The sequence below is a fragment of the Celeribacter sp. genome, assembly GCF_048259695.1.
In the GTDB taxonomy this organism is placed as follows: Bacteria; Pseudomonadota; Alphaproteobacteria; order Rhodobacterales; family Rhodobacteraceae; genus Celeribacter.
Map to the genome: position 1 here is coordinate 244,246 of NZ_JBLXHL010000005.1, position 26,778 is coordinate 271,023.

A 26,778-nucleotide genomic window follows, 5' to 3' on the forward strand; every position below is an offset into this window, starting at 1 on the left:
GGCGGCAGGCCTCACATGAAATTCGTCATAAAAAAGACCGCGCCAAAGGCGATCAGCGGAAGGATGTAGACCAAGAGCAATAGCTTTGGCCGAAACGAGGATTTGTATGCCTTCAGTCCGTTTTCGACATAGGTATCGCGGTCGCCGATTTCACCCTTTTCGGCCCATTCATCCTCCAACTTTTCGCGGGTCAGCGAACGATTGTAGATTACGAGCAACAGGTACAGCACGGTGAGACCGGCGAACCCGAACAGGAACAAGCGCAAGAAACCGATCATGGTTCGTCCTCGAATGACTTTTGTGGCAAGTTTACGCTGCACATGCGCAAGTTGCGAGGCCTATCGGGCATTCGGATCACTCTGATCCATGGATATCCCGTCTTGCGCCTTGGCCCGCTCGATGCGTTGCGCAACGGAAAACCACCCAAGGGCCAACATCGGCCCCCAAACGATCACCGAAGACGCCGCGCGTTTGAGAAAATAGACCCCCGTGGCAACAGGGGCGATGGCCCCCGCGGTCGCCACAGGCGCGCCGCCCGATCCGTACAGCCCCGCCATCATAACGGCCGCGCCCAACCACAGGGTAACAGCCGCGCAAAATGTCGCATAGACCGCGTGTCGTTGGCGGCGCACCCGCGAGGGGGTCAACAGACGCGGGAGGTAGTAGCCCAGTGCGGCCATGCCCGCCACGGGCAAGGCGACCGTCAAAATGAAACCTGTATCGATCATCGTGACAGATTACGCATTGCGGCTCGGGCGCACCAGTGCCTACGCCAACTCCGCCGAAATGACTTTGCCCAAACGCGCCACCCCTTCGACAATTTTAGCGGCGGGAGACATCGAGAAATTGAGGCGCAGCGTATTGGCATTCGAGCCATCCGCATAGAACGCCCCCCCGGGGACAAAGGCCACATTGGCCGCAAGCGCCTTTTGCAACAAGGCTTTACCGTCGATCCCATTGGGCAAGGACACCCAGACGAACATCCCCCCCTCGGGCGTGTTCCATGTCACGCCCTCCGGCATATGATCCGCAAGGGCATCGAGCATCGCGTGCATCCGTTCGCCGTACACCGCGCGCAACGTTTCAACATGGCTATCGAACACCGAGGTCGCCACATGTGCCACAGCGATCTGGTTGATCGTCGCGGTTTGCAGATCTGCCGCCTGTTTGGTCAAGACAAGTTGCGCAATTACGGGTTTGGCCGCGACCACCCAACCGACCCGCAATCCGGGGGCAAGGGTTTTGGAAAATGAGCCGAGGTAGATCGTTCTGCAGGCTTCGATGTCGCCCTTTTGTGCAATCTCAAGCGCCAATATGGCGGGGATCGGGTCGCCGTCATAGCGCAGCGACTGATAGGCCGCATCCTCGATCACGGCGCAGTCAAGCGCCTCGGCGCGGGCCAGAACCGTGCGGCGTTCGGCTTCGCTCAGGGTAATGCCGGTCGGGTTTGCGAAATCGGGCGAGAGATAGGAAAACTTCACGCGTCCGCCTGCGACGGAGGCCTCGGTCACGATCTGGTCAGGGGCGCGATTGTCGGCAGGATCAAGGCGGTCATAGCGCGGCTCATAGGCGTTGAACGCCCCCAAGGCACCCAGATAGGTAGGCCAGCCGACAAGCGCCGTGTCGTTCCGGTCGAGAAGGAGTTTTCCGAGGTAGTCAAGGGCCTGTTGCGATCCGGCGGTGATGAGGATGTTGTCGCGCGTACATGGCACGCCAAGCGTCGCCATATGCGCGGCGATCCAATCGCGCAGCGGCGTGTAGCCCTCGGAGGTTGAATATTGCAACGCAACCCCCGCCGCCTGTTCAGAGAGCGCAGCGGCCATCGCCTCGCCAAAGGCCTCGCGGGGGAAATACGCGGGGTCGGGAATGCCACCCGCAAACGAGATGATGTCAGGCTGATCGAGCAGCTTTAACAGCTCACGGATTTCAGACGCCGACATGCGCGATGTGCGATTGGCGAATAGGTGATTAAGCGACATGGCACTCCTCCCGATAGACTCAAAGGTGTCGCGCAGATTGCAATTTAAGTCAATACGGCTGACATAAATCCGCGCATAATTTGCAAGTCATTGACCCCACATAGCTGCGCCCGCAGCGAGGACACTGCGGGCGCGATGAGGCAAGGTCGAGGGAGGGTGACACGCCTCGGCTTCAGATCGGTTTAGACCTCAACGGTCTCGTGTGCGGCATCGGCCCCAATCGCCTTTGGCGACACGGTTGCGCCCTTGGCGATCTCGATCCGGCGCGGTTTGAGGGCTTCGGGAACTTCGCGCACCAAGGCGATATGCAACATCCCGTTCTCGTGCGATGCGCCCGTCACCCGCACATGATCGGCAAGGTGGAAACGGCGTTCAAACGCACGGGTAGCGATGCCTCGGTGCAGATAGGTTTTACCCGCCTCACCCGCATCTTCCGATTTACGCGCAGAAATCACCAAGGCATTTTCGCGTTGCTCGATGGCAATCTCGTCCGAGGCGAACCCCGCAACAGCGAGCGAAATACGCCAACCGTCTTCGGCTGTTTTCTCGATGTTAAAGGGTGGATAACTGGGTTGGCTGACGTCTTGGGTCAGCATCCGGTCCATAAGGTCGGCAATCTGGTCAAAGCCGACAGACGCACGGTACAGTGGTGCAAGATCAAAATTTCGCATGGGTATCCTCCATTGAGCGATCCGTAGATTGAGCCTTCCCTTGGCGCATCATGCGCGGGACAGGCGAATGACCGGACCCTGTCAAAGGCGTCCGACCAATCAGATCTGGGAATGGAAGAATTCGGTTTCAAGGGGCGGCAAAGCGCCTCTATCAATCTTCGATCGTACCAACGACATAGGTGGTGCCGGAAATGCCGTCCAACAGATCGTCCGGCAGATCGGCGTCGACCTTTTGGAAGAACCGCCGGTCACTCGATGCGAGTTGCATCAAGCGGTCCAACTGACCCTCAAGTGCGGTCCCGACAGAGACCTTGCGCCCCTGAAACTGCGCCTTGGCGGAGACAACGGAGACAATTTTGGGCCGTCCATTGGCCATGGAGAAAATCGGCGCACCGGACGAGCCAAAATCGACGTCGCATGAGGTGACGAGCACGCCACCCTGTTTGGCCAGAACACGACAGGTTTCCTGAAGTGACGCGGCCTGTGAGCGGTAGCGGGCATAGGAGACAACACCAACCTGTTCCCCGCTTTTCGCGGAGGACGCGACCTCGAACGGAATAACCGTTCCATCGCGCACAGGGCGATCCAGTTCAATCAAGGCCAGATCGCGGGTCAAACGCCCCTTTTTATTTCCCGCATTGATGGAAAACTCGGGGTGAACAATGACTTGCCGCACATTGCGGTAGGCCTGTGCGTGGCCGTTCCGGAACCCCGCCCGAAAGGTGATCACCGAGGGATCATGCCGTTGATGCGTATTGATATCATAAAGGCAATGCGCCGCCGTCAACACCAGTGACGGTGTAATCAACGCACCCGTACAAAAGCTTTCCCCCGCAAAATCAAGACGTCCGACGGCTTCCCATCCACGGCTATCATCCACAGTCCTAAACTTCTTCAGCTGGCTATCCGCATGTGCCTGGCCTGTAAACAAAGCCAAGACCAGGATTGTCAGAAATCTCACCATCAGTCGTCCCCATGTCCTGTTCGGACTTAGCTCTAGAGAGCCATCTAGGCGCGATTATGTCAGGTTTGAGAACAATTTGGGCGGTTTTGGTCCGCCTGTTGCCCAATCAAGCAGTTCAACCGTGTGGACCACAGGGACATTCATGCCGCCCCCCAACTGCATCATGCAGCCAATGTTTCCAGTAGCCACTACATCTGGGGTTTTCTCCGAGAGTGTTTTTATTTTACGGTCCTTAAGATTTTGTGAAATTTTGGGCTGCAAAAGATTGTAGGTGCCGGCAGATCCACAGCAAAGGTGCGAATCACGGGGCTCTGTGATGGCGAATCCCGCCTGTTTGAGAAGGTCCTTTGGATAGGTCTTGATCTGCTGTCCGTGCTGCAATGAACAGGCCGCGTGATAGGCCACTTTCATCTCCTGCGCCCCCTCGCAATGAGACGCCAGATCAAGGGTCATCAGAACTTCGGAGACGTCTTTTGCGAGACCTGCCACCGTCGCGGCGTCCCCGGCCAGAGGATCGTTGCGGAACATATGTCCGTAATCCTTTATCGTCGTGCCACACCCCGAGGCGTTGATGACAACGGCATCCAATCCCTCGCCGCGGACCTCGGTCATCCACGCCGAAATATTCTTGGCCGCTGAGCCGTGCGACAGGCTTTCCTTGCCCATATGATGGGTCAACGCGCCACAACACCCCGCCCCCTTGGCCACAACCACGTCACAGCCAAGCCGCGTGAGCAGGCGAATGGTCGCGTCATTGATATCGGTATCGAGCGCCTTTTGCGCACATCCCGTCATCAGGGCCACACGCTGTTTGCGCACACCCTGCGCGGGAAACACCTGTGCGTCATCATTGCGCGACACGGGGGGGATGACCTTTGGCGCCATTGCCAACATCGCCTTCAGGCGCGGGTCAGGGATCAGGTGCCGAAACGGCTTGCCGATCCTGGCGCCCAAAAGGGCGAGGCGGAACCGATTTGGATAGGGAATGATCCGGGCCAATGTCCACCGCAACAGCCGGTCCATCAGCGGGCGTTTGTAGGTTTTTTCGACATGCACCCGCGCGTGATCAATGAGGTGCATGTAATGTACACCTGATGGGCACGTGGTCATACAGGCCAGACACGACAGGCACCGATCAAGGTGTTTGACGGTCTTTTCATCCGCAGGGCGGTCGTTTTCCAACATGTCCTTAATGAGGTAAATACGTCCACGCGGACTATCCAACTCGTCGCCCAAAACCGCATAGGTCGGGCAGGTCGCGGTGCAAAATCCGCAATGCACACAGGACCGCAGAATTTCATTGGCCCGCTCGATGGCAGGGTCGGCAAGCTGTTCCGGTGTAAAGTTGGTCTGCATCAGCCCATCATCCCGCGATTGAATTTCTGATCTGGATCGAACTTGCGGCGCAAGCCCCCGGATAGTTTCGCCACCACCGCGTTCTCGGGGTGGAACACGCCAAGGCGGCGCTTTGTCCCGTCGCTCGCCCGGATCAACGTGGCATGACCCGCGCCCATTTTTGTGCGCACATCCATGCCCGCCTGCGTGAGCAGCCAAAGCCGCCCACCGCCCCAATCATAGAGGACATCCTCGGGCTGTACCGCGGCCACCAACGCGGGGGCATCGGAGGGTTTCACCGACACGCGCCACACATCGCCGTCGGTTCCATGGAACCGCGCCACATCACGGATCGCGCTCCATGTCTCATCATTTGTCACCGAATCCCAGTCGACCGCACTATCCCCGAATGCGGCAAGCGCCGTTTGCAAGGCCCCCATGCGGTAGGCCACCGAACTTTCAAACCCTTCGAGGCGGATCAACGTCCGTGCCGCCACGCCGACACCCGCAGGTAGATGCGCCGCACCTGTCACGTCAAAGGGCGTGCCAAGGGCCGCCGACATCGCGGCCACGGCCTCTGGTTCGGACAGACCTTCGATGATCAAAGTCGCCGCCATCTCGGGAACGGGCTGTACCTTCAGGCTGATTTCGGTGAGCAGGCCAAGCGTGCCGTGGCTCCCCGCCATCAGCTTTACCAGATCGAGCCCCGTGACGTTTTTCATCACCCGCCCACCGTTTTTGATAGCCCGTCCGCGCCCGTCGACGAACCCCACGCCAAGGCAAAAATCGCGGCACGCGCCGACACCCACGCGGCGTGGACCCGAGGCGTTTGTTGCCACGATCCCGCCGATGGTCGATATCCCGTCACGTCCCAAAAGACCGCGCAGATCCGGCACCTCGAACGCTATGCGTTGACGCTCGGTGGCAAGCATTTTGTCGATCACCTCCACCGGAACCCCCGCCGCAACGGTCAAGGTCAACGCACCGGGATCATAGTCCCATGTCGCATCAGCGGCCGAAAGGGATGCGCCCTCGCAAAGGCCGATCCTGCGCGTTCCGCCACCGTGAACCGCAAACGGTCCACCGCCTTGCACACCCGCACAAATCTCGGCTTCCCATGCCGCAAATTCGGGGTGTTTCGCACCAAGAATACTCATGCCTGCGTCCTCCGCAGATCGGAAACCGCAAGCGGGAACACCTTTGACGGGTTCAAAATCCACGTCGGATCGAACACGTCCTTTACCGCCATTTGGGTGTCGAGGTCGTCGGCGGTAAACTGGTGGGTCATCAGATCGCGCTTTTCGACACCAACCCCGTGCTCGCCCGTCAAACAGCCGCCCACATCGACGCAGAGTTTGAGGATTTCTGCCCCGAGCGCTTCGGCGCTTTCCAACTGGCCCGCTTCATTTGCGTTGAACAGGATAAGCGGATGCATGTTGCCGTCACCCGCGTGGAACACGTTGCCGACCATATGCCCGTATTGCTCTGACAGCTCCCCGATGCGGCGCAGCACCGTGGGCAGTTCACCCACCGGAATAGTGCCGTCGAGACAGATATAATCGCCCATTTGCCCCATCGCCCCGAACGCCGATTTCCGGCCAAGCCAGATCCGCGCGGCCTCTTCGGCACTTTGGCTTTCGCGTATCTCGACAGGATCGTGACGTTTGGCAATTTCAATGATGCGGGCCAATTGGTCCGTCATTTCCTGTGCCGAGCCTTCGACCTCGATGATCAAAAGCGCCTCGCAATCGGGATAGCCCGCTTTGGCGAACGCCTCGGTCGCGCGAATGATCGGACGATCCATGAACTCGATCGCCACGGGGTTCAGCCCCGCACGGATAATATCCGCCACACAGGCCCCCGCCACCTCATTGCTGTCAAACCCCATCAACACCGGACGCGCGCCCTCGGGTTTGGGCAAAATGCGCAAGGTGGCCTCGGTCACAACACCCAACTGCCCCTCCGAACCGCAAATCAGCCCCAGCAGGTCAAGGCCAGCCGCGTCCGAATAGGCCCCGCCGATCTCCACGATCTCGCCATCGGCCATCACCATCGTAACGCCAAGCAGGTTGTTGGTTGTCACGCCGTATTTGAGGCAATGCGCGCCGCCCGAATTCATCGCGATATTGCCCGCAATGGCACAGGCCAGTTGGCTCGACGGATCAGGCGCGTAGAAAAACCCGTCGCCCTCGACGGCCCCTGTGACGCTGAGATTGGTCATGCCCGATTGAACCCGCACAAACCGGTTGGGGTAATCGATCTCGATCACCTCGCGCAGACGCGCCACACCAAGGATCACCGCATCCGCCGTTGGCAACGCCCCACCCGCAAGCGACGTCCCCGCGCCGCGCGGCACCACAGGCACGCCCATGTCATGGCAAATGCGCATAACGTCAGAGACCTCTTTGGTCGAGCGCGGCAACACCGCCACCAAGGGTGCACACTTATATGCGGTCAGCGCGTCACATTCGTAGGCACGGACCTCTTCGGGCGCGTCGATCACGGCACTTGCGGGCAACACCGCCCGCAGACGTGTGACCAATTCGGGTTTGCGCGCAAGCACGGCGGCATTGGGGGTCGGCATATCCATAGGCAGCTCCGAAAATGACGTCATATCGAGATTGGTAATTTTTTATAACCAATTTTTCCCTATGGCAACATGTCATCCATCGCGCTAGACCTTCCTGCATGGAACTTCTTGATCAACTTCAATTTTTCTCCGCTCTTGATGCGGTCGCTGTCGGTCTTTTGCTCACGGCATGGATTGGCATCGGCTTTATTATCGAGAATCCCCCCGCAAAACATCGCTCCACCTCTCACCTCATGGCCGACTACAGACGCATGTGGATGGTGCAGATGATCACCCGGCAACCGCGCATTTTCGACGCCGCCGTGCTCGACAGCCTACGCCAAGGCACCGCGTTTTTCGGCTCGGCCTGTCTCATCGCCATCGGCGGGGGACTTGCGGTTCTGGCCAACACCGAACGTTTGCGCGGTGTGGCGCAGGATTTGACGCTCACCGCCCCTGCAATCATCTGGGAGGTCAAAATCCTTTTGGCCCTGATCCTGATCACCAATGCATTTTTGAAATTCATCTGGTCCAACCGCCTGTTCGGTTACTGCGGCGTTGTCATGGCCTCTGTCCCCAACGAAATCGAAGCCCTCGAAACCCTGCCGCGCGCACGCAAGGCCGGTGAGCTGAACATTGCCGCCGCCCGCGCGTTTAACCGCGGGTTGCGCGGCGTGTATTTCGCACTCGGGGCTTTGGGGTGGCTGCTTGGGCCGGTTGGATTGATCGTCACAACCTGTGTGACCGTCTTTATCCTGCTGCGCCGCGAATTTGCCTCCGCCTCGCGCCTCGTATTGATGGAACCCGAGACGTAGCGACCCCGCCACTCCGGACAGCATTGCGCCAAATTGCGCTCTTACCTACGCCCCTCGCGCAGCCATGCAAACACGGTCAACGCCGACAGGATCAACAACCACGCCCAAGGCGGCAACAGCGGTTTGAGCGATGTGGATTGCGTCAGATAGGCATCACGCGGCGTAATCCCGATCCACCCGCGCCCTGAGGCCGGACGCCCTTCGGCGACACGGCGGATATCCGGCATCCCGTCTGTCAAGGCAACCACCCCACCGCGCGTTGTCGCAACAACAGGGGCAAGCCGTTCACCCGTCGCAATCGTTTCCTCGAACTCACGCGGGGCCGCGGGACCAAGGACCATCACCGCCTCTTCTCCCCCCTCGGTGAGACGATACAGCCCCATCTGTGCGCCCTCATATTCGGCCACAAAACGACCGGGGCTGACCTCGTCCAACGCCACCGTTTCGGTGGTTCCATCGGGCGTGACAATCGTGACCGAACGCGCGCCCTCGGCCAAGGTGCGGCGCGTGATGGTCATGGTGTTGCCCTGTGCCGTGGCGGTCAGGGCTTCCTCTTCCAACTCCGGTTCTTTCATCATCCAATGGGCCAAACGGCGCAGCAACTCCAACTGCGGACCGCCGCCCTCGACACCGCGGGTCCACAGCCATGCGTGATCCGAGCCGAGCACCGCAACACGTCCCTCGCCCACACGGTCAAGCACCAAAAGCGGACGCCCCTCCGCCCCCGACATCACAACCTCACCCGAACGGGGCTCAAGCTCGATCTGGCGGAACCACCGCCCCCAGTCTGGCTTATCCGTAGCCGGGGTCAGCCCTCCCAACCCTTCGGTCACGGGATGACGCGCGCCCGTTTCGGTCAGGCGCGGCGTATAGCCCTCCTCGATCACGATGCCCGTGGGTGCGGCGGGGATCACCCGCGACAAGGCCGAGCGGTAGATACTATCAGCTGTTGCAAAATCCGGCCCCGCCGCGAACAACACCGCGCCGCCGTCCTCGACATACCGCGCAATGTTATCGAGATAGTCCCCCGGTAAAATCCCGCGCAATTTGTAGCGGTCAAAAATGATCAGATCGAAATCATCGACCTTTTCCATAAACAACTCACGGGTTGGAAAGGCGATCAGGGACAATTCGTCGACCGGAACGCCATCCTGTTTGGTGGGGGGGCGCAAAATGGTAAAGTGAACAAGGTCAACAGAGGCGTCGGATTTCAACAGGTTGCGCCATGTCCGCTCCCCGTTGTGCGGCTCGCCCGAGACAAGCAGCACACGCAACCGGTCCCGCACGCCATTGATTTGCACCATCGCGGAATTGTTGCGGGCCGTGAGTTCGCCACGCGCCTGTGGCAGGGTAAACTGAATCACGTTCATGCCACCATGCGGCAACATCACAGGCACCGCAATGGGACGCCCCACAGGGATCGTGTAGGTTTGGGGATCCCCGCCATCAATGGCCACCACGATTTCAGAGGTGTCACCGGCATCCGGTGGTACGTCCCCCTGATCCTCGACCAAAAGCGTCAGGACGACCTCTTCGTCAAGGATGGCAAACGCGGGCGCATTTTGCACCAACAACCGGCGATCCCAATCGGTGGGGCGGCCCGTCATCAACAGGTGCAATGGCGCAGGAAAATCAGGCACGACACCTGCATCATGGAGATGACCATCCGAAAGCATGATGGCCCCCGCAAGCCGTCCACGCGGCTCGTTCGCCATTGCCTCGGCCAGTCGCGTCATCAACAGCGTGCCACGATTATCCGCCCCGTCCCCCACAGTCACCACCCGCAGTTCCGTGTCGGGATGTCGCGCAATCTGCGCCTCGATTGCGGTGCGGGCCGTGGCCACTTGGGCGCTGCGATCCGAGAGGGATTGCGAGGCGCTTTCGTCCACAACAAGGATCACGATATCGGTGAGCGGGTCGCGCTGTTCCTCTTGCAACGCCGGGTTGGCAAGCGCGGTCAAAATGCCAAACGCGGCAAACGTCCGCCACGGCCACCCGTTCAACCCGCGCCACGCGGCAAAGGCCAAAAGGACAAAAGCCACAGCCGCCATCACGGCGAGCCCCATCAGCGGCACAAACGGATCGAGAGAAATGTCGCGGATCATTGGCTCAACCGATCAAGCAACGCAGGCACATGGACCTGATCGGATTTATAATTGCCCGTGAGGAGGTACATCACGAGGTTCACACCAAACCGATAGGCGATCTCGCGTTGGCGTTCGCCGCCGAACCCGCGTGCCACGGGACGCAGCGCACGCCCTGTCTCGTCCATCGCCCATGCCGCCGCCCAATCGTTGCCGCCAATGATAACAGGGGTCACATTATCGTTGAGGTTGCGAAACGGCATGCCCTCGACCCCTTGCGCATCGGCCGGCGCGGCCTCGACCCAAAGGTCGCCACCCGTGTAGCGCCCCGGAAAATCCTGTAGCAAATAAAAGGTACGGGTCAAAACGTGATCAGCGGGGACCTGTTCCAACGGCGGAATATCGAGAGCCGCCGCAAGGGTTTTCAACTTGTTCCCCGTGGGCGTTGCCGCACCAAAGCTGGCAATATCACCATCGCGCGTATCGAAAAAGATCGTGCCGCCCGTGCGCAAATAGGCATTCAGCCGCGCATAGGCCTCTGCCGATGGCGTTGGTTGATCCACGGAGACAGGCCAATACAGCAACGGGAAAAACCCGAGATCATCCGTCTCAAGATCGACACCAACGGGGGCGACAGGTTCGACAGAGGTCCGCTGTGTCAGCATCTGCGACACCCCAAACAGACCCGCCCGCGACATGGTATCAAGCGTGTCATCCCCCGTGAGGACATAGGCCAAAGCAACCTCGTTGGTGGCAGCCAGTGCAAAGGCTTCGTTGGTGTCCTGCGCCTGCGCCTGCGGGGTGGGCAGCCCCACGGCAAGGGCAATCACAGCCGCCACAGCACGCGGACCACGCAACCGACCCGACAGGGTAAGCGAGGCGAACAGATCAACCGCTAAAAGCGCAAGTGCGGCCAGTAAAAGCAGCGGTTTCAACAGCCGTTCCGCGGATGCCACAACACCCGTCACAACCGTGCCTGCCGGCCAGATAACCGCCGCCAAGGCTGTCTCGTGCGCAATCACATTGAGCGCCCGCACGGCCTGTGCCGATTGGTACAGCCCCGGCGGGGTCGCAGCCGAAGCGACGGCAGATGCAAAGGCATCGCCCTCGGTCGGGGCATGATTACGCGCATCGCGCAGGGCGCCAAACCCGTCCAGAAGGCTGAGCGGTTGCAGCACCTGACCCGACAGGTCCGCCTCGTTCAATGCGGCCCCGCCCGTTGAGGTGTTCAACCGGTCCAGCATCGACACGAACAGACCCGACAAGGGCAAATTCGACCATTCCGCATTGGCGGTGACATGGAACAACACGACCTGTCCCGCGCCCACGGATTTACGTGTCACAAGCGGCGTGCCATCGGCGAGAGTTGCAATCACCCGCGCCGCAAGGTCGGGATCGGGTTGCGCCATGACCTGTGCCGAAACGCTGACATCATCGGGAACAGAAAGTCCGTAAAACGGCGAGGTATCGGCAAATTCCCGAAGCGTTTTAGGCGCGCCCCATGACATCGCGCCGCCAATGGTACGCCCGCCCGCGCGCAGCCGCACAGGCATCAACGGGTCGTCATCCTCACGCGCCACATCCGACGCGGCAAGGCGCGGTCCGGCAAAGCGCAGCAACAGCCCGCCATCGGCCATCCAGTTCAGAAGATCCGCCGTCTCACCATCCGACAGGCGTGCGATATCGGCCAGTACAATCACATCAGGGTTGGCCGAGACGAGGTCATTCAATCCCCCCGAAATCACATCCGCCTTGTCGCTTAACGCCGTACGGATGTAGTGGAGTTGCGACAAAAGTTCCAAGCCCTCACGGCTTTCGCGCACAGTGACAAGCCCCACTTCGCGCCGCTTCAAACGATCATCGGCCAAACGCACAGCGGCGGCGGAGCGATGTCCGTCGACCTCGAACCGGGTAACGCGATTGCGCAATTCGGGGGGCAATTCAAACACAGCGGCGCCTTGCGTCTCACCGGCCGCGAACGCCACATCAACACGCGCCAAAATCCGCTCGACCCCTGCGGGATCGGGCCCACGGGCAATCACCGGCACCGTATCCACCCCCGCCCCATCGCGGCGCAAAACGGGGACAGTCACGCCCTGCGCCGAGACCGTTGCGGGGCCAAGCGCAAGAACAGGGCGCGGATTTTCAAACACCGACACATCGCCCTTTTCTTTCAGAACATCCAACACAGACGTACGGCCCGCACGCGCCAACCCGTCCGACACCCACAGGGTATCGAATGCGGTATCCGACGCGGACAGCACCGCCGCAACAGCCGTCATGTCGGGGAGAAAGGGCTGTGGGGCAAACCCCGCAAGACGCGAGCGCCACTCCCTCGCGGCTGAAAACTCAAGTCCTCCGGCAGGCAGGTCCGTAGCTGCCACAATCGCCACGGTCCGATCATCCGCAGCCGCCTCGTCCAGAGCCGCCGACACCCGCCCCATCCGCAACGCCCAATCATGCGCAGAAGCCCATGAGGCATCAAGCAGCACAACAAGCGGGCCGGAGCCGCTACGTTCCGTGCGCGGGTTCAACACAGGCCCCGCAAAGGCCACGATCAACGCCGCAACGGCCATCATGCGCACCGCCAACAGCCACCACGGCGTGCGATCTGTCTCGACCTCTTCATCGGCCAAACCGAGCAAAAGCGCGACCCCGGGGAACCTGCGCCGCACCGGCGCGGGCGGCACGGCCCGCAGCAACACCCACAAGACCGGCAAAGCGGCCAGGCCAAGCAACATCCACGGGGCAGCAAACCCGATCGGCCCGAGGACAAGCATCAGCGCGGCCCCTCAAGCGCGGTATAAAGCCACAAAAGCGCCGCCTGGGCCGACCCATCGGTGTGATGGGTGTCAAACTGCCATCCCGCACGTTTCGCAAGGATCGACAGGCGGTCTTTGCGTTCGGCCAAGCGGTCGCGGTAACGGTCACGCAGGTCGCCCGCACGACGCGTTTCATGCGACACCGCACCGCCCATGGATGTGAAAATCGTGCGCCCCTGATAGGGGAATGCCTCTTCGGCGGGATCAAGGATCTGGAACAACGCGCCTTTGATGCCGCGGTCCGCACATGTGGCCACAGCCGCCTCGACCGCCGCAATCGGCCCCATGAAATCAGAGATCAAAACGGCGTTGGCATGGGGCATAAACCCCGTCGCATCCGGTGCGCCATAGTCAGCCGTGTCAGTGGATGTGAGCGCCTCGGAGATGCGTGTCAGTTGCAGTGCGCCAATGCGTGGCGGGGCGCCAAGCGCCGCCAAGGCAACACGTTCACCGCCCTTCATCAACAAGATCGACAGGGCCAGAGCAAGCACCGCCGCACGGTCGCCTTTGGACCCCAACTCCTGTGCAGAACTGAATTGCATCGCCGCCGAACGATCCACCCAAAGATGCACGGATTGCGCCGCCTGCCATTCCTTTTCACGCACGAATTGCGCATCTGATTGCGCCGAGCGCCGCCAGTCAATCGCGCGGGCGCTATCGCCCGTCTGTACGGGACGGTATTGCCAGAACTCGTCGCCCGTCCCCACCTGTCTACGCCCGTGCCCCCCGAGCAAAAGCGTCCGCGCAAGGCGTTCGGCCTGTGCTTGTAAATCGGGCAGCGGGGCGGCGAGGGCCTCGGCGCGGGTGCGCAGGGTGGAGAGGGCGGAATGGCTCACGCGACGGACCGTTCCCGGGCCGTCAGATCCGCCACCTGCGCAATGATCGACGCGAGGTTTTCACCCCGTGCGCGGGCGGCAAAGGTCAGCGCCATACGGTGGATCAACACGGGTTGTGCCATCGCCAGAACATCCTCGGGGGACGGGGCCAACCGCCCGTCAAGCAACGCACGCGCCCGACAGGTCAGCATCAAGGCCTGAGCGGCACGCGGGCCCGGCCCCCATGCCACAGACGCATTCACCACCTCGGGCGCATCGGCCGTCTCGGGGCGACAGGCCCGCACCAGATCGAGAATCAATTCCACCACCTGTTCGCCCACAGGCATTTTGCGCAACAGCTTTTGCGCGGCAATCAGTTCGGCAGCGGTGAAAACCGCATGGGCCTCGTCCTCATCTGCGCCCGTTGTCGCAATCAGAATGTCGCGCTCGGTATCGCGGTCGGGATAGCCGACATCCACCTGCACCAGAAACCGGTCAAGCTGCGCCTCGGGCAAGGGATATGTCCCCTCCTGCTCCAACGGGTTTTGCGTGGCAAGGACATGAAACGGGGCCTCGAGGTCATGGGGCTGCCCCGCAATGGTCACGGATTTTTCCTGCATCGCCTGCAAAAGGGCGGACTGGGTGCGCGGCGAAGCGCGGTTGATCTCGTCGGCCAGCAAAAGCTGACAGAAAACCGGCCCCTCGATAAAGCGGAATGACCGCGTGCCATCGGCGGCGGTTTCCAACACTTCGGAGCCAAGAATATCCGCAGGCATCAGATCGGGGGTAAATTGCACACGTGCGCCATCAAGACCCATAACGGTCGAGAGCGTGTCCACGAGGCGGGTTTTTCCCAAACCAGGCAAGCCCAACAACAACGCGTGACCGCCACACAGCAAGGACGACAGCACCAGATCGACCACGGCATCCTGCCCGATAAAGCGACGCGTGATCGAGGCTTTGGCCGCGTTGAGCTTCACGCCGAGGGCTTCGATCTGTGGCACAAGATCTTGATCAGACATCACTTCACCTTTTCTACGAATTCGTGTCACTATGGTTGTGCCTATTAGTGACAGGTATCGCGCCAGACACAAATGGCAAAACCGTGAGAAAGGTGAAATTACCGTGAGCGTCTCCGCCGAAAGTATCGCCGCCGCCGTACGGGCCGCCAAAGGGCGCGGATTGCCGCCCGTGGATCGTTGGGACCCGCCGTTTTGCGGTGATCTGGACATGCGCATTGCCCGTGATGGCACATGGTTTTACCTCGGCACCCCTATCGGGCGTCCGCAATTGGTGCGGCTATTCTCCACCGTCCTCAAACGCGAAGGCGACGCCTATTTCCTTGTCACGCCCGTCGAAAAGGTCGGCATTACCGTCGATGACGCGCCCTTTTTAGCCGTCGACTTTGACGTTTCCGGCGCAGGGGAGGCACAGAACCTCACTTTTCACACCTCTGTGGGCGATAGGTGCGCCGCGGGACCGGACCATCCGCTGCGGTTTGACACACGCGACGGCGACCCCGCACCCTATGTTGAAATCCGGTCACGGCTTGACGCGCTGATTGATCGCAAGAGCTTCTTTCGACTTGTCGATTTGGGCGTCGAACACGAGGTCAACGGCACCGTGATGTTCGGCCTGTGGTCGGGTGGGATCTTTTTCCCCATCGCCCCGGCAAGTGCGCTGTAACGCCATGAAATTCGCCGCCAACCTCACGTTCATGTTCAAAGAGCTTCCGTTCCTTGAGCGCTTTGCCGAAGCCAAAGCGGCGGGGTTTGAGGCGGTTGAGGTGTTGCTTCCCTATGACGAGGCCGCCTCCGAAATTGCTCGTCGCCTTGCCGAATTGAACCTTGCCATGGTCTCGCTCAACACGCCGCCGCCAAACTGGGCGGGTGGCGAGCGCGGGTTTGCCGCCGTGCCGATGGGCGAGGACCGTTTTCGCAAGGATTTCAAACGTGCGCTCCGGTTTGCGGATTTTTTGCGTTCTGACCACATGCTTGTGATGGCGGGTAAGGCAAAAGGCGTGGTTGCGACCGAAACATTCAAACGCAACCTGACATGGGCCGCGCAACATGCCCCGAGTCGCAGCCTGACCGTTGAGCCCGTCAATGCGCACGACATGCCGGGGTATTTTCTAACCGATCTGGCCGAGACCGCCCGCCTGATCCGCGAGATAGACAGGCCAAATGTCGGGCTGCAATTCGACCTCTATCACATCCACCACATGACGGGCGATGTGATGAAGGCCTGGGACGACTACGGCGATTTGGTCCGCCACATCCAGATTGCCTGCCCCGTGGATCGCGGTGAACCGGACAAGGGCGAGTTTGACTTTGCCGCGTTTTTCAAAGCCATCAAAAAGCGCGGTTACAAAGGGTGGGTGTCGGCGGAATACACCCCCCGAAAACGCACCGACGAGGGCCTAGGCTGGATGGCCGATCTCGCCCCCGCTCTCTGACGCAACGCCCGCGCACCCCTGTCCGGGCTTTTCAACCTCCAATGTGGAATGGGCAATGGCGAACTGGTCCGCGAGCATTGATTTGATCGCACTCAGGATCGGCGCGGGGTCAGTCTCTATCACCACATGCGCCTCGACGGATGTGCGCTGCTCGTCGATCTGCCACACATGCACATGGTGCGCCCCCACGACACCGCTGATGCCTTCGATCGCCGCACGCACGTCTTCGGCCCGCGCCCCGCTTGGCGCTCCGAGCATCAGTATACGCACCACGGGGCGGATTTCGACAAAGGCGTGCCACAGGATATAAAGGGAAATGGCCACGGTGATGATCGGGTCGGCCAGGCGCCAGTCGTACAACAGGATCAGCCCGCCCGCGACGATCACCGCGACCGACGATCCCGCGTCCGCAAGGTTGTGCAAAAACGCCGCACGAATGTTCAGGCTCTCCTTTGACATCGCATAGGTGAGCGCCGCCGTGATCAGGTCAATAACCAAGGCGATGGCCGCGATCCAAACAACGATCCACCCCTCAACCTCGGGCGGATTGAAAAACCGCGCCACGCCCTCGGCCAAAAGATAGACGGCGATCACGATCAGCGTGGTGTAATTGACCATCGCCGCCACGATTTCGGCGCGACCATAGCCGAACGTCATATCCCCGTCGCGTGGCTTTCGTGCGATTTTACGCGCCGCAAAGGCAATGATAAGCGACACCGCATCGGACAAATTGTGAATAGCGTCCGCAATCAACGCCATTGACCCCGAGACAACGCCGCCAATGATCTGTGCGACCGTGAGCAACAGGTTTACCGCCACCGCCGCGGCAACCCGCGCGTCCCCCGCATCGGGGTCGATATGGGGGTGACTGTGGCCGCTATGGCCGTGCTTGTGGCTGTGACTATGATCGTGGGACATGCAAGGGGTCTCCTTTAAAACGGGAATGCGCTTACGCAGTGGCCCCGACATGGCGACCGATGATGCGGTCCGCCAATGCGGGTGAAAGGCGCCAGATACGGTGAAGGAGCGCCACCTTTTCGATAAAGATCTCCCTTCGCCCCGCCTCGACCCCGCGGATGAGGTCGGCGGCAGCGCGGTCGGGCGGGTATTTTCCCTCGGGGGCGCCCTCCGACAGTGTGGTGTCGACCCGTGTCATCAAGACCTCGCTCAGTTGAATGTCCCACTGCTCCGCCCTGATTTGATGGCGCAGCGCTTTGGTAAACATGCGCACGCCCGCCTTGGTGGCGCAATAGACCGCCGCATTGGGCAACGGCGTCAGCGCCAAACCGGATGTGACGTTGACAATCGCCGCCTGAGGCCGTGTCGAAAGCACGGGCAACATGGCCGTCGAGAGCTGCAATGGCGCGGTGAGATTGATCCGGATTTCCTGCTCGATCCGGTTCAGTTTGGCCAAGGGATCTCGTGTCAAAAACGTGTGATCCATAATGGCGGCATTGTTGACGAGCACATCGCAATCAGGGTGCTCGGCGGCAACCCATCGCGCAATCGCACGCGGCATATCAGGGTCTGAGAGATCGGCGGCAAGCGTGTCCACCCCGTCGCGTTCAAGCACCGCAAGCTGTGCCTCGTCACGCGCCACGACCAGAACGCGGCACCCTTTGGCACGCAATTGCGACACAAGCGCCGCACCGATGCCACGCGTGCCTCCCGTCACCAGTATCTTTTTACCATCAAGCTTCACAGGGATTGCCTCCTTAACCGTTTCGCGTCAAACATGAGTAAAAACTCACATACTGGAAACTCGCATCCCGTGACCCACTCTGATTTTGTCCCGAAACCCAAGAAAACACCGCGCCAAGCCCGCGCCCGCGCCACCTATCAGGCAATCCTCGAAGCGGCGGCTCACATTTTGGAGCATGGCGGACCGACGGCATTGACCACAAATCTGGTCGCCGAACGCGCGGGCGTCTCCATCGGGTCACTCTATCAATACTTCCCCTCCAAGGACGCGATCATCGGCGAATTGATCCGTGATCTGCGCCGTGAGATGCGCGACGACATTCTGGCGATGGCGCAGTATGTCGACGGTCATCCCCTTGATTTTGCTGTGCGCCGTATGGTGCGGGCCGCGATCCATCACCATGTTCACACCCATGGACGCGCCGATGTGCTTGAACGCCTCGAAGCGCACCTGCCCCCGGATCCCGACACCCAAGAAATCAAGGCCGAAATCAATCGCACCGTTGCCGGACTTTTGCGCAAACACGGCGTAGAACATCCCGAACTGGCGGCTTTTGATTTGACAAATCTGGTCATCGGCATGGCCCACCCCGCTCTTCATTCCGGCGATACGGATTTCGAGGCTCTCGCCTGTCGTATTGATCGCGCCGCTTTGGGATATCTCGGCCAGACATGAAAAACGCGCCGCTCTTGCGAGGGCGCGTTTGTTGTCTCGAAACAAGGGGGGGGATCAGTCGCCGAGTTTGGCGTGAACTTCCGCAAGATCGACGTCGAACAGAGGCATCTTGTTTCCCGGATTTTCAAAATCGTATTTGAACAGTTGGAAATCGCGGTGAAAAATTTCCCACATCAGGTGCATCGACAGGTCATCGAAATAGTCCTCGACAGGGTGCAACCTCTTGGGTCCGTGACCTTCGCTCTCGTTGAACCGCGGGATCGCAGAAAGATCCACGACATGCTTCGTTTCAATGTGATCGAGGACGTCTTGCATGCCCTCATTGAACTTTTCGGTGAAAAAGATTTTGTCGTATGTCCCGCCGTTGGCAATAAACGTCGCGACATGGCCGGACATGCCCGACCAATGGATGTCGGGGTCCATCGGACGGCGCCACCGGATGGTGTCGCGCACGAACAGCAAGAACCGGCGGAACGACGCGATTTGGTCAAACTCGTCCTTCCCATCATCGCCGCCCACCTCGATACCGTATTGTTGGATCAGCTTAGGCACGAGGTTGCCGCGATACCGGCGGCCATTGCGCTGAATGCCGCAAATCTTGTCGAAAAACGACGAGAGTACACGGGTATAGGGATTGCGCACACAGGTGAACGCATAAGAGGCATGGGACTTTACGTTGGCCTCAATAAGAGGCTGACTGTCCTCTTGCGCCCATTTGTGCAACTTTTCAGTGCTGTCATGGATGTCACCATCAAAAAACTCACCATGATCCGAGTAGTACATAATCTGACCAATGGTCGAGCACGCGCATTTCGGCACGACGCGATAGACGACGCTTTCGCTCTCGGTCATCCAGGTTCCGGGAAAGCCCATATTTACAAATACTCCTCGTAACTGCACCCATAGCAGCGTTTTATGCTTTAAAAGCAAATTTGCCTTGTCTATTCAATGTTTGGTTACGCCTATATAGACACAATAGGGCAAAAATGAGGTTACTGGTTCCAATATGGCACGAATTGCATTCATTCTACTGTGCCACAAAAATCCTGATGCCATTGTGCAGCAGGCCAAACGCCTGACCGCAGCAGGTGACTATATTTCGATCCATTTCGATGCGCGCGGCGGCAAAGATGCCTTTCACATCATAAAATCCGCACTTGCCACGAACCCCAATGTCACCTTTGCCACCAAACGGATCAAATGTGGTTGGGGCGCATGGAGCCTTGTTCAGGCGACCCTCTATGCGGTCGAGGCCGCCGAGAAAGCCTTTCCCCGCGCGACCCATTTCTACATGGTTTCGGGGGATTGCATGTCGGTCAAAACCGCCGAATTCATGCACGACTTTCTGGACCGCGATGATGCCGACTATGTTGAAAGCTTCGATTTTTTCGAAAGTGACTGGATCAAGACAGGGATCAAGGAAGAGCGCCTGATCTATCGCCATGTGTTCAACGAACGCACCCATAAGTGGTTGTTTTATAAAAGCATGGCACTGCAAGAGAAACTCGGGCTCAGGCGTGATATCCCCGCCGACCTGCGCGTGATGATCGGATCCCAATGGTGGTGTTTGCGCCGCCGGACGATCGAATGGATTCTCGATTTCACCCGCAAACGCCCCGATGTCATGGCCTTTTTCCGCAAAACGTGGATTCCCGACGAGACGTTTTTTCAAACGCTGGTCCGCCACCTTGTCCCCGAGAGCGAGATCAGAAACCGCACGCTCACCTTTTTGATGTTCACCGACTACGGTATGCCGGTGGTGTTTTATAACGACCACTACGACATGCTTTTGTCACAAGACTATCTGTTTGCGCGAAAAATTTCACCCGATGCCACCACATTGAAAAAGCGTCTTGGCGATTTGTTTGTCGCGCAAAACGTCGAGTTCAAGATTTCGAACGAGGGGCGGTCCTTGTTTCAGTTTCTCACGGGGCGCGGCCGGATCGGGCGCCGGTTTGGCCAACGGTTCTGGGAATCGGAAAGCACCTTGGGGCGCGACCGCGAATTATTGATCGTGACGTGTAAAAAGTGGCACGTCGCCAAACGGTTGGTGTCTAAAATCCGCGAAAAATCCAACCTTCCGAGCCTTGAATACCTCTTTAACGAAGAGGACACCCCGCTACCCGATCTGGGCGGCATCGAGAAAAGCCTTTGGAAACGCTCACGCCACCGCCGCGCATGGGTGCGGATGCTGTTCGACTACTACGAAACCGACCGGTTGCTGATCTGCATAGATCCCAGTGGTTTTGAGTTGATCAATGACTTTTACGCCGATCGTTCCGGCACGCGGATGTTGGAAATCGAATGCGACTACACGCCGGACTATCTGGCCGGCCATGCCAAACGGGTCGGGTTGGCGGGCGAGGCAACCCCCAAAGATGCGCTTGAACGCCTGTTGCCCACAATCCGCAGCGATATCAACCACGAGGCCGACCGGATCCGCGATCAGGACTACGAGAACTACTTTCTCATGCGCCAGAACAATTCCGACGACGACAATGCCGCCTGCATTGCACGGTTCCTCGACATTTCCATCGAGGACGCGCAGGATATCGTGGCAACCCCGCACCTGTTCGCCGACTAAAGCGCGGCGCGACACGGCCCAAGGAAAGACTTCACATGCCCTATGACTACGACGACCAGAACATTTTTGCCAAGATCCTGCGCGGCGAGATCCCGTCGGCACCGGTGTTCGAGAGCGAACATGCCATCGCGTTTCCCGACATCTCCCCGCAGAAAAAATGCCATATCCTGGTGATTCCCAAAGGTCCGTACCGTTGTTTTGATCACTTTGTTCAGGCCGCGTCAGATGCCGAGCAACTGGATTTCTTTCGCACTGTGGGTGCCGTTGCCAAACAACTCGGCCTGTCCGAGGCCCATGGTGGGAACGGCTACCGCCTGATCACCAACTCGGGGCGCGACAGCTTGCAGGACGTGCCGCATTTTCACGTGCATCTCTTGGGCGGTGAACCCGTTGGGCCGCTCACCACGAGCTAATCAAACCTCACGAAAACGGGCGGCCCCCACATAAAGGCCGCCCGTTTCAATTCCAATCCCAAGAGACAGTGCGACTCAATCAGCGCCCCGACGTGAGGTCGACAAATACGTCTTCCAAATCCGGTTCTTGCGTACGCACGTCACCGATAACGACCCCTTGGGCCTTTACCGCATCCAGAACATCGTTGGCCGAGGCCTGTGCGCGCGAATAGGTGAACGACAACACCCCATCCTTTTTACGCTCGAAACTCACCCCCGTTGGCAGGTCAAAATCCGCAGGCGCGGTGCCTTCGGGTTCAATCAACAAGGTCTTGGCATCCATGCGGCCCAACAGGTTTTTGGTCGTGTCACGCACGATCATGTCACCATGGTTGATAATCGCGATTTCGTCACACATTTCCTGCGCCTCTTCGAGGTAGTGCGTGGTGAGAATAATGGTCATCCCGCGCTCCTCATTCAGGCGGCGCACGTTTTGCCACAGCATCTGGCGCAGCTCGATATCAACCCCCGCCGTCGGTTCATCCAGCACAAGGATTTGCGGTTTGTGTACAAGCGCCTTGCCAAGCAACAACCGTCTGCGCATCCCGCCCGACAGGGTGCGGGCATAGGCATTCGCTTTATCCGTCAATCCGACAAGTTCAAGGATCTCGTCTGACCACCGGTCTTTTTTCGGCACACCATACAGGCCCGCCTGCACCTCTAATGCTTCGCGCGGCGGGAAAAACGGATCAAGGTTCAATTCTTGTGGCATCACACCGATCGCGGCACGGCTTTGGCGCGGATTGATATCCTGGTCAAAGCCCCAGATTTTAACATGCCCCCCGGTTTTGATCGTCAATCCCGCGAGGATATTGATCAACGTCGATTTGCCTGCACCATTGGGACCAAGCAGGCCGAAAATCGATCCCTTGGGGATGTTCAGATCAATGCCTTTGAGCGCCTCTTTGGGGCCTGCGCCCCCTTCGCCGCGGTAGATTTTGCGCAGGCCTTTGATTTCGATTGCATTGCCGGTCATGGCCTCTCCCTCACAGCGCGAAGCTTGCACAACAATCGCTTGTCGCGCCCGCACGGATCGTTATCATACGCACCTGACTTAGGCCCTTCGGTCCCGATGGGCAACTCCCACCGCCCGCGCAAGCCCCGCGCGAATATGCAGACCGTCTACGCAATGACGACAGAAAAGAGCGACACACAATGACCATCCAAGCCCCAGAAACCGAAGTTGTCTCCAAGTGGAAAGTGGCCTGTGATGGCGGCGAGGGGGCATTGGGTCATCCCCGCGTCTGGCTGTCGATGTCCAAAGAGCGCGGTTATGTCGAATGCGGCTACTGTGACAAAAAATTCATTCACGAAAGCTCCAAACTGTCTGACGCTGAGTAATTTTTACGTCGCGGCATAGCTTCGGACTATTTTAATGGACGCATGATACGCCTTCTTTTGTATGTAAAGAGGAGGCGGTCCATGCTGTCGCGCAACAAAATCGAACTGGTAAAGCACAGTTACAAGGCCGTGACCGCCGTTCGCCCCGAGCTCTACGAAGATTTCTACACACGTCTGTTTGTCACCGCCCCCGATATCCGCGCCCTGTTTCCGGGAACCGCGCGTGCGCAAGCGGTCAAGCTTGAAGCGATGATGCAACTGGCGCTGTCATCCCTCGACACCCCGGAGATGCTGACACCGCTGTTGCGCAAACTCGGCCATGACCATGCGACCTATGGCGTCGAAGAGAAACACTATATCGTTCTGGGCGAGGTGCTTCTGGACACGCTTGCCGCCCAAGCGGGTGATCTGTGGACCGCCGAAGTGTCCGCCGCGTGGTTCGCGGTTGTCAATTTCATTGCCGCCACCATGATCGACGGCGCACGGGCAATGGCGGCCTAATGCGGCGGAGGATTCCATCGTCACGCATCACATCTCCCCGAATTTCGCCATATTGCCTCACGCATGGTTGCAGCCCCCGCGCCGCCCACTATGATCCGCGCAAACGCGCACATGGAAAGGCACGACTATGGCATTCGGCAAGGGACACCACCTGCATCTGATCGACGGCTCGGCCTTTATCTTTCGCGCCTATCACGCACTTCCGCCGCTGACGCGCAAATCCGACGGTTTGCCCGTTGGGGCCGTGGCGGGGTTTTGCAATATGCTCTACCGCTACATCGAGGCCAACACGGGTGCGGACGCGCCGACCCACGCCGCCGTAATCTTTGACCACTCGGGAAAGACATTTCGCAACGACCTTTATCCCGCGTACAAGGCCAACCGCCCCCCCGCCCCCGAAGATTTGCGCCCACAGTTCCCGCTGACCCGCGAGGCCACCCGCGCCTTCAACGTCTCGTGCATCGAGATCGAAGGGTACGAGGCCGATGACATTATCGCCACCCTCGCCCATCAAGCCCGCGATGCAGGGGGCAGCGTCACGATCATTTCCTCGGACAAAGACATGATGCAACTGATCGGTGACGGCGTTGAAATGCTCGACCCGATGAAAAACAAACGGATCGACCGCGAAGGCGTCGAGGCAAAATTCGGCGTGGGTCCCGAGCGCGTCGTCGATGTGCAGGCACTTGCGGGGGACAGCGTCGATAACGTCCCGGGCGCGCCGGGCATCGGCATCAAAACCGCCGCCCTTTTGATCAATGAGTATGGCGACCTCGACACGCTTCTGGCCCGCGCCGAAGAGATCAAGCAACCCAAACGCCGCGAGTCGCTCGTCAACAATGCCGAGCTGATCCGCATCTCGCGCGATTTGGTACAGCTTGATTGCAACATGTCGCTCGATTTCTCCCTCGACAGCCTCGAGGTGCAGGACCCCGACACGGAGGCCTTGCTCGACTTTCTCGCACAGATGGAGTTTCGCACCATCGTCAAGCGCGTGGCGGAGCGGTTCAAAATCGCACCGCCCGTGATAGAGGACGCCCCGACCGCGACCCCACGCCAGGCCGCCGAACCCGAAATGCCCCCCATCGACGTCGACGCCTACGAACACGTCCGCACCATGGGCGCACTCGAGCGGTGGATCGACGCCATTTATGAACGCGGCTATGTCGCCGTGGACACCGAGACGACGGGCCTTGACGCCATGCAAGTGGACCTTGTGGGCATCTCGCTTTGTGTCGAGGCCGGCACAGCATGCTACATCCCTGTCGGGCATACGATGGGCGAAGACGACCTGTTTGGCGGCTCGAACCTTGTGGACGGGCAACTGTCGCTCGATATGGTTCTGGATGCCCTGCGCCCCGTGCTTGAGGATGAGACCATCCTGAAAATCGGCCAGAACATGAAATATGACGCCAAGATTTTCGCCCGTAATGGCATCCGTGTTGCGCCCTATGACGACACGATGCTGTTGTCCTACGCGCTGCATGCGGGTCTCCATAATCATGGTATGGATGCGTTGTCCGAGCGGTATCTGAACCACACACCGATCCCGACCAAAGATCTGCTTGGCTCCGGGAAATCGGCAATCACCTTTGACAAAGTGGACCTCGACAAGGCCGTGAAATACGCCGCCGAGGACGCCGATGTCACGCTACGCCTGTGGCAGATTTTCAAACCCAAACTGCATGCGCAAAGCGTCACCACCGTCTATGAAACACTGGAGCGCCCGCTGTCGCCCGTCTTGGCGCAAATGGAGATGGCAGGGATCAAGGTCGACCGCGATGTGCTGTCGCGCATGTCCAACGCGTTTGCACAAAAAATGGCGGGGCTCGAGGCCGAAATCCACGACCTCGCCGGCACGGCGTTTAACGTCGGATCGCCCAAACAGCTTGGCGAAATCCTGTTTGATCAAATGGGGTTGGAGGGCGGCAAAAAGGGCAAAACAGGCGCCTATGCCACGGGGGCGGACATTCTCGAAGACCTCGCCTCCGAGGGCCACGATTTGCCCGCGCGGGTTCTGGATTGGCGGCAATTGTCCAAGTTGAAATCGACCTACACGGACGCGCTTCAAACCTACATCCATCCCGACACGGGCCGCGTGCATACCTCCTACATCCAGACGGGCGCTGTGACGGGGCGGCTCGCCTCCTCGGACCCGAACCTGCAAAATATTCCCGTCCGCTCGGACGAAGGCCGCCGCATCCGCGAGGCCTTTGTGGCGGATCGCGGCAAAAAACTTGTCTCTCTCGACTACTCGCAGATCGAACTGCGCATCCTCGCCCATGTCGCCCGCATCGACAGCCTCAAGCAGGCGTTTCGCGACGGGTTGGACATCCACGCCATGACCGCATCCGAGATGTTCGGCGTCCCGATCGAGGGCATGGACCCGATGGTTCGTCGTCAAGCGAAAGCCATCAACTTCGGCGTCATCTACGGTATTTCGGGCTTTGGCCTTGCCCGCAACCTGCGCATCCCGCGCAGCGAGGCCCAAGGGTTCATCGACCGTTATTTCGAACGCTTCCCCGGCATCAAGGAATACATGGACGAAACCGTGGCCTTTGCCAAAGACCACAAATACGTAACCACACTGTTCGGGCGCAAAATACACACACCGGAGATCAGCGCGAAAGGACCGCAAGCGGGTTTTGCCAAACGCGCCGCGATCAACGCCCCGATTCAGGGGACCGCCGCCGACATCATCCGTCGCGCCATGATCCGGATGCCGAACGCCATCAAAAACCTGCCCGCAACCATGCTGTTGCAGGTCCACGATGAATTGATTTTCGAGGTGGACGAAGACGCCTGTGACGCTGTGATTGCGGTCGTTAAGGGTGTTATGGAAACCGCCTCGGACCCCGCCGTCAAACTCGACGTTCCGATTGTCGTGGACGCAGGCATCGGCGACAATTGGGCGCAAGCGCACTAAGCCACTAATCGGATGAGGATTGAAAAATGGCGCCTGGGGGGCCGCCCTACGCGCCATTTTACGTGGCCGGATACGACATTTCGTGCCG

Annotated in this window: 25 protein-coding genes; 9 read left to right on the plus strand and 16 right to left on the minus strand. The window is 59.5% G+C overall.

What is annotated here, in order from left to right; translation table 11 throughout:
• Positions 1-11: 11 nt before the first annotated feature.
• The 8 genes from ACN0Q0_RS11400 to ACN0Q0_RS11435 form a co-directional block, all read right to left on the minus strand.
• Positions 12-278 carry a hypothetical protein gene (locus ACN0Q0_RS11400; protein WP_417243518.1) on the minus strand — a complete coding sequence of 89 codons (267 nt, stop codon included), beginning with the start codon at positions 276-278 and terminating at the stop codon, positions 12-14.
• A gap of 60 nt (positions 279-338) precedes the next feature.
• The gene (locus ACN0Q0_RS11405) at positions 339-728 is read right to left on the minus strand and encodes a hypothetical protein (protein ID WP_417243519.1); all 390 of its coding nucleotides are present in this window, start codon (positions 726-728) and stop codon (positions 339-341) included.
• A 39-nt stretch (positions 729-767) separates the two neighbouring features.
• Positions 768-1,979 (minus strand): PLP-dependent aminotransferase family protein, encoded by a 1,212-nt coding sequence (locus ACN0Q0_RS11410; RefSeq protein WP_417243520.1) that lies wholly within the window; start codon positions 1,977-1,979, stop codon positions 768-770.
• 182 nt (positions 1,980-2,161) lie between these two features.
• The gene (locus tag ACN0Q0_RS11415; RefSeq protein ID WP_417243521.1) at positions 2,162-2,650 is read right to left on the minus strand and encodes an Hsp20 family protein; all 489 of its coding nucleotides are present in this window, start codon (positions 2,648-2,650) and stop codon (positions 2,162-2,164) included.
• A gap of 151 nt (positions 2,651-2,801) precedes the next feature.
• A complete protein-coding gene (locus tag ACN0Q0_RS11420) occupies positions 2,802-3,530 on the minus strand; it encodes a trypsin-like serine peptidase (protein ID WP_417243522.1) in 729 nt (242 codons plus the stop codon).
• A 138-nt stretch (positions 3,531-3,668) separates the two neighbouring features.
• Positions 3,669-4,970, minus strand: a complete 1,302-nt coding sequence (gene glcF / locus ACN0Q0_RS11425) for a glycolate oxidase subunit GlcF (RefSeq protein WP_417243523.1) — start codon at positions 4,968-4,970, stop codon at positions 3,669-3,671.
• Positions 4,970-6,106, minus strand: a complete 1,137-nt coding sequence (locus ACN0Q0_RS11430; protein WP_417243524.1) for an FAD-binding protein — start codon at positions 6,104-6,106, stop codon at positions 4,970-4,972. Before ACN0Q0_RS11430 ends, glcF begins: the two co-directional genes overlap by 1 nt.
• Positions 6,103-7,539, minus strand: a complete 1,437-nt coding sequence (locus ACN0Q0_RS11435) for an FAD-linked oxidase C-terminal domain-containing protein (RefSeq protein WP_417243525.1) — start codon at positions 7,537-7,539, stop codon at positions 6,103-6,105. The genes ACN0Q0_RS11430 and ACN0Q0_RS11435 overlap by 4 nt, the downstream gene beginning before the upstream one ends.
• Before the next feature lie 98 nt (positions 7,540-7,637).
• On the opposite strand from ACN0Q0_RS11435, the gene ACN0Q0_RS11440 reads away from it, so the two are divergent.
• Positions 7,638-8,333 carry a DUF599 domain-containing protein gene (locus tag ACN0Q0_RS11440; protein ID WP_417243526.1) on the plus strand — a complete coding sequence of 232 codons (696 nt, stop codon included), beginning with the start codon at positions 7,638-7,640 and terminating at the stop codon, positions 8,331-8,333.
• 41 nt (positions 8,334-8,374) lie between these two features.
• Here ACN0Q0_RS11440 and ACN0Q0_RS11445 read toward each other — a convergent pair whose 3' ends face one another.
• Genes ACN0Q0_RS11445 through ACN0Q0_RS11460 form a run of 4 tightly spaced genes read right to left on the minus strand, consistent with a single transcriptional unit; the run spans position 8,375 to position 15,076 of the window.
• Positions 8,375-10,438: a hypothetical protein gene (locus tag ACN0Q0_RS11445; RefSeq protein ID WP_417243527.1), complete on the minus strand. Its 2,064-nt coding sequence runs from the start codon at positions 10,436-10,438 to the stop codon at positions 8,375-8,377.
• Positions 10,435-13,197 carry a DUF4159 domain-containing protein gene (locus ACN0Q0_RS11450; RefSeq protein ID WP_417243528.1) on the minus strand — a complete coding sequence of 921 codons (2,763 nt, stop codon included), beginning with the start codon at positions 13,195-13,197 and terminating at the stop codon, positions 10,435-10,437. Before ACN0Q0_RS11450 ends, ACN0Q0_RS11445 begins: the two co-directional genes overlap by 4 nt.
• Positions 13,197-14,075: a DUF58 domain-containing protein gene (locus ACN0Q0_RS11455; protein ID WP_417243529.1), complete on the minus strand. Its 879-nt coding sequence runs from the start codon at positions 14,073-14,075 to the stop codon at positions 13,197-13,199. Before ACN0Q0_RS11455 ends, ACN0Q0_RS11450 begins: the two co-directional genes overlap by 1 nt.
• Positions 14,072-15,076 carry an AAA family ATPase gene (locus ACN0Q0_RS11460; RefSeq protein WP_417243530.1) on the minus strand — a complete coding sequence of 335 codons (1,005 nt, stop codon included), beginning with the start codon at positions 15,074-15,076 and terminating at the stop codon, positions 14,072-14,074. Before ACN0Q0_RS11460 ends, ACN0Q0_RS11455 begins: the two co-directional genes overlap by 4 nt.
• Before the next feature lie 103 nt (positions 15,077-15,179).
• Here ACN0Q0_RS11460 and ACN0Q0_RS11465 point away from each other — a divergent pair, with 103 nt between their 5' ends.
• Positions 15,180-15,740: a DUF1285 domain-containing protein gene (locus ACN0Q0_RS11465; protein ID WP_417243531.1), complete on the plus strand. Its 561-nt coding sequence runs from the start codon at positions 15,180-15,182 to the stop codon at positions 15,738-15,740.
• 4 nt (positions 15,741-15,744) lie between these two features.
• Positions 15,745-16,509 carry a hydroxypyruvate isomerase family protein gene (locus tag ACN0Q0_RS11470; RefSeq protein ID WP_417243532.1) on the plus strand — a complete coding sequence of 255 codons (765 nt, stop codon included), beginning with the start codon at positions 15,745-15,747 and terminating at the stop codon, positions 16,507-16,509.
• Here the strand turns inward: ACN0Q0_RS11470 and ACN0Q0_RS11475 are convergent.
• Both ACN0Q0_RS11475 and ACN0Q0_RS11480 read right to left on the minus strand, forming a co-directional pair.
• Complete coding sequence (locus tag ACN0Q0_RS11475) at positions 16,474-17,427, minus strand: cation diffusion facilitator family transporter (protein ID WP_417243533.1); 954 nt, start codon at positions 17,425-17,427, stop codon at positions 16,474-16,476. The two genes, ACN0Q0_RS11470 and ACN0Q0_RS11475, sit on opposite strands and share 36 nt — an antisense overlap.
• A gap of 31 nt (positions 17,428-17,458) precedes the next feature.
• The gene (locus ACN0Q0_RS11480) at positions 17,459-18,211 is read right to left on the minus strand and encodes an SDR family oxidoreductase (RefSeq protein ID WP_417243534.1); all 753 of its coding nucleotides are present in this window, start codon (positions 18,209-18,211) and stop codon (positions 17,459-17,461) included.
• A 69-nt stretch (positions 18,212-18,280) separates the two neighbouring features.
• Between ACN0Q0_RS11480 and ACN0Q0_RS11485 the strand changes: the two genes are divergently transcribed.
• A complete protein-coding gene (locus ACN0Q0_RS11485) occupies positions 18,281-18,886 on the plus strand; it encodes a TetR/AcrR family transcriptional regulator (RefSeq protein WP_417243535.1) in 606 nt (201 codons plus the stop codon).
• 54 nt (positions 18,887-18,940) lie between these two features.
• Here ACN0Q0_RS11485 and ACN0Q0_RS11490 read toward each other — a convergent pair whose 3' ends face one another.
• The gene (locus tag ACN0Q0_RS11490; protein WP_417243536.1) at positions 18,941-19,759 is read right to left on the minus strand and encodes a sulfotransferase family protein; all 819 of its coding nucleotides are present in this window, start codon (positions 19,757-19,759) and stop codon (positions 18,941-18,943) included.
• 133 nt (positions 19,760-19,892) lie between these two features.
• Here ACN0Q0_RS11490 and ACN0Q0_RS11495 point away from each other — a divergent pair, with 133 nt between their 5' ends.
• Together ACN0Q0_RS11495 and ACN0Q0_RS11500 are read left to right on the plus strand one after the other, a co-directional pair.
• On the plus strand, positions 19,893-21,470 hold the full coding sequence (locus ACN0Q0_RS11495; protein WP_417243537.1) for a DUF5928 domain-containing protein: 1,578 nt from the start codon (positions 19,893-19,895) through the stop codon (positions 21,468-21,470).
• 35 nt (positions 21,471-21,505) lie between these two features.
• Positions 21,506-21,883, plus strand: a complete 378-nt coding sequence (locus tag ACN0Q0_RS11500) for an HIT domain-containing protein (protein WP_417243538.1) — start codon at positions 21,506-21,508, stop codon at positions 21,881-21,883.
• 79 nt (positions 21,884-21,962) lie between these two features.
• On the opposite strand, the gene ACN0Q0_RS11505 is transcribed toward ACN0Q0_RS11500, so the two are convergent.
• Positions 21,963-22,898 carry an ABC transporter ATP-binding protein gene (locus ACN0Q0_RS11505; RefSeq protein ID WP_417243539.1) on the minus strand — a complete coding sequence of 312 codons (936 nt, stop codon included), beginning with the start codon at positions 22,896-22,898 and terminating at the stop codon, positions 21,963-21,965.
• A 179-nt stretch (positions 22,899-23,077) separates the two neighbouring features.
• Between ACN0Q0_RS11505 and ACN0Q0_RS11510 the strand changes: the two genes are divergently transcribed.
• The 3 genes from ACN0Q0_RS11510 (at position 23,078) to polA (ending at position 26,690) form a co-directional block, all read left to right on the plus strand.
• Positions 23,078-23,263 carry a zinc-finger domain-containing protein gene (locus ACN0Q0_RS11510; RefSeq protein ID WP_417243540.1) on the plus strand — a complete coding sequence of 62 codons (186 nt, stop codon included), beginning with the start codon at positions 23,078-23,080 and terminating at the stop codon, positions 23,261-23,263.
• Positions 23,264-23,344: 81 nt separating this feature from the next.
• Positions 23,345-23,764, plus strand: a complete 420-nt coding sequence (locus ACN0Q0_RS11515; RefSeq protein ID WP_417243541.1) for a globin domain-containing protein — start codon at positions 23,345-23,347, stop codon at positions 23,762-23,764.
• A gap of 127 nt (positions 23,765-23,891) precedes the next feature.
• Positions 23,892-26,690, plus strand: a complete 2,799-nt coding sequence (gene polA / locus ACN0Q0_RS11520) for a DNA polymerase I (RefSeq protein WP_417243542.1) — start codon at positions 23,892-23,894, stop codon at positions 26,688-26,690.
• Positions 26,691-26,778 lie beyond the last annotated feature (88 nt).

Bases quoted from the DNA above. Each gene is read 5' to 3' on its own strand.
- ACN0Q0_RS11400 (WP_417243518.1), bottom strand. From the start codon at position 278: ATGATCGGTTTCTTGCGCTTGTTCCTGTTCGGGTTCGCCGGTCTCACC.
- ACN0Q0_RS11405 (WP_417243519.1), bottom strand. From the start codon at position 728: ATGATCGATACAGGTTTCATTTTGACGGTCGCCTTGCCCGTGGCGGGC.
- ACN0Q0_RS11410 (WP_417243520.1), bottom strand. From the start codon at position 1,979: ATGTCGCTTAATCACCTATTCGCCAATCGCACATCGCGCATGTCGGCG.
- ACN0Q0_RS11415 (WP_417243521.1), bottom strand. From the start codon at position 2,650: ATGCGAAATTTTGATCTTGCACCACTGTACCGTGCGTCTGTCGGCTTT.
- glcF (WP_417243523.1), bottom strand. From the start codon at position 4,970: ATGCAGACCAACTTTACACCGGAACAGCTTGCCGACCCTGCCATCGAG.
- ACN0Q0_RS11430 (WP_417243524.1), bottom strand. From the start codon at position 6,106: ATGAGTATTCTTGGTGCGAAACACCCCGAATTTGCGGCATGGGAAGCC.
- ACN0Q0_RS11435 (WP_417243525.1), bottom strand. From the start codon at position 7,539: ATGGATATGCCGACCCCCAATGCCGCCGTGCTTGCGCGCAAACCCGAA.
- ACN0Q0_RS11440 (WP_417243526.1), top strand. From the start codon at position 7,638: ATGGAACTTCTTGATCAACTTCAATTTTTCTCCGCTCTTGATGCGGTC.
- ACN0Q0_RS11445 (WP_417243527.1), bottom strand. From the start codon at position 10,438: ATGATCCGCGACATTTCTCTCGATCCGTTTGTGCCGCTGATGGGGCTC.
- ACN0Q0_RS11450 (WP_417243528.1), bottom strand. From the start codon at position 13,197: ATGCTTGTCCTCGGGCCGATCGGGTTTGCTGCCCCGTGGATGTTGCTT.
- ACN0Q0_RS11460 (WP_417243530.1), bottom strand. From the start codon at position 15,076: ATGTCTGATCAAGATCTTGTGCCACAGATCGAAGCCCTCGGCGTGAAG.
- ACN0Q0_RS11470 (WP_417243532.1), top strand. From the start codon at position 15,745: ATGAAATTCGCCGCCAACCTCACGTTCATGTTCAAAGAGCTTCCGTTC.
- ACN0Q0_RS11475 (WP_417243533.1), bottom strand. From the start codon at position 17,427: ATGTCCCACGATCATAGTCACAGCCACAAGCACGGCCATAGCGGCCAC.
- ACN0Q0_RS11490 (WP_417243536.1), bottom strand. From the start codon at position 19,759: ATGGGCTTTCCCGGAACCTGGATGACCGAGAGCGAAAGCGTCGTCTAT.
- ACN0Q0_RS11495 (WP_417243537.1), top strand. From the start codon at position 19,893: ATGGCACGAATTGCATTCATTCTACTGTGCCACAAAAATCCTGATGCC.
- ACN0Q0_RS11500 (WP_417243538.1), top strand. From the start codon at position 21,506: ATGCCCTATGACTACGACGACCAGAACATTTTTGCCAAGATCCTGCGC.
- ACN0Q0_RS11505 (WP_417243539.1), bottom strand. From the start codon at position 22,898: ATGACCGGCAATGCAATCGAAATCAAAGGCCTGCGCAAAATCTACCGC.
- ACN0Q0_RS11510 (WP_417243540.1), top strand. From the start codon at position 23,078: ATGACCATCCAAGCCCCAGAAACCGAAGTTGTCTCCAAGTGGAAAGTG.
- ACN0Q0_RS11515 (WP_417243541.1), top strand. From the start codon at position 23,345: ATGCTGTCGCGCAACAAAATCGAACTGGTAAAGCACAGTTACAAGGCC.
- polA (WP_417243542.1), top strand. From the start codon at position 23,892: ATGGCATTCGGCAAGGGACACCACCTGCATCTGATCGACGGCTCGGCC.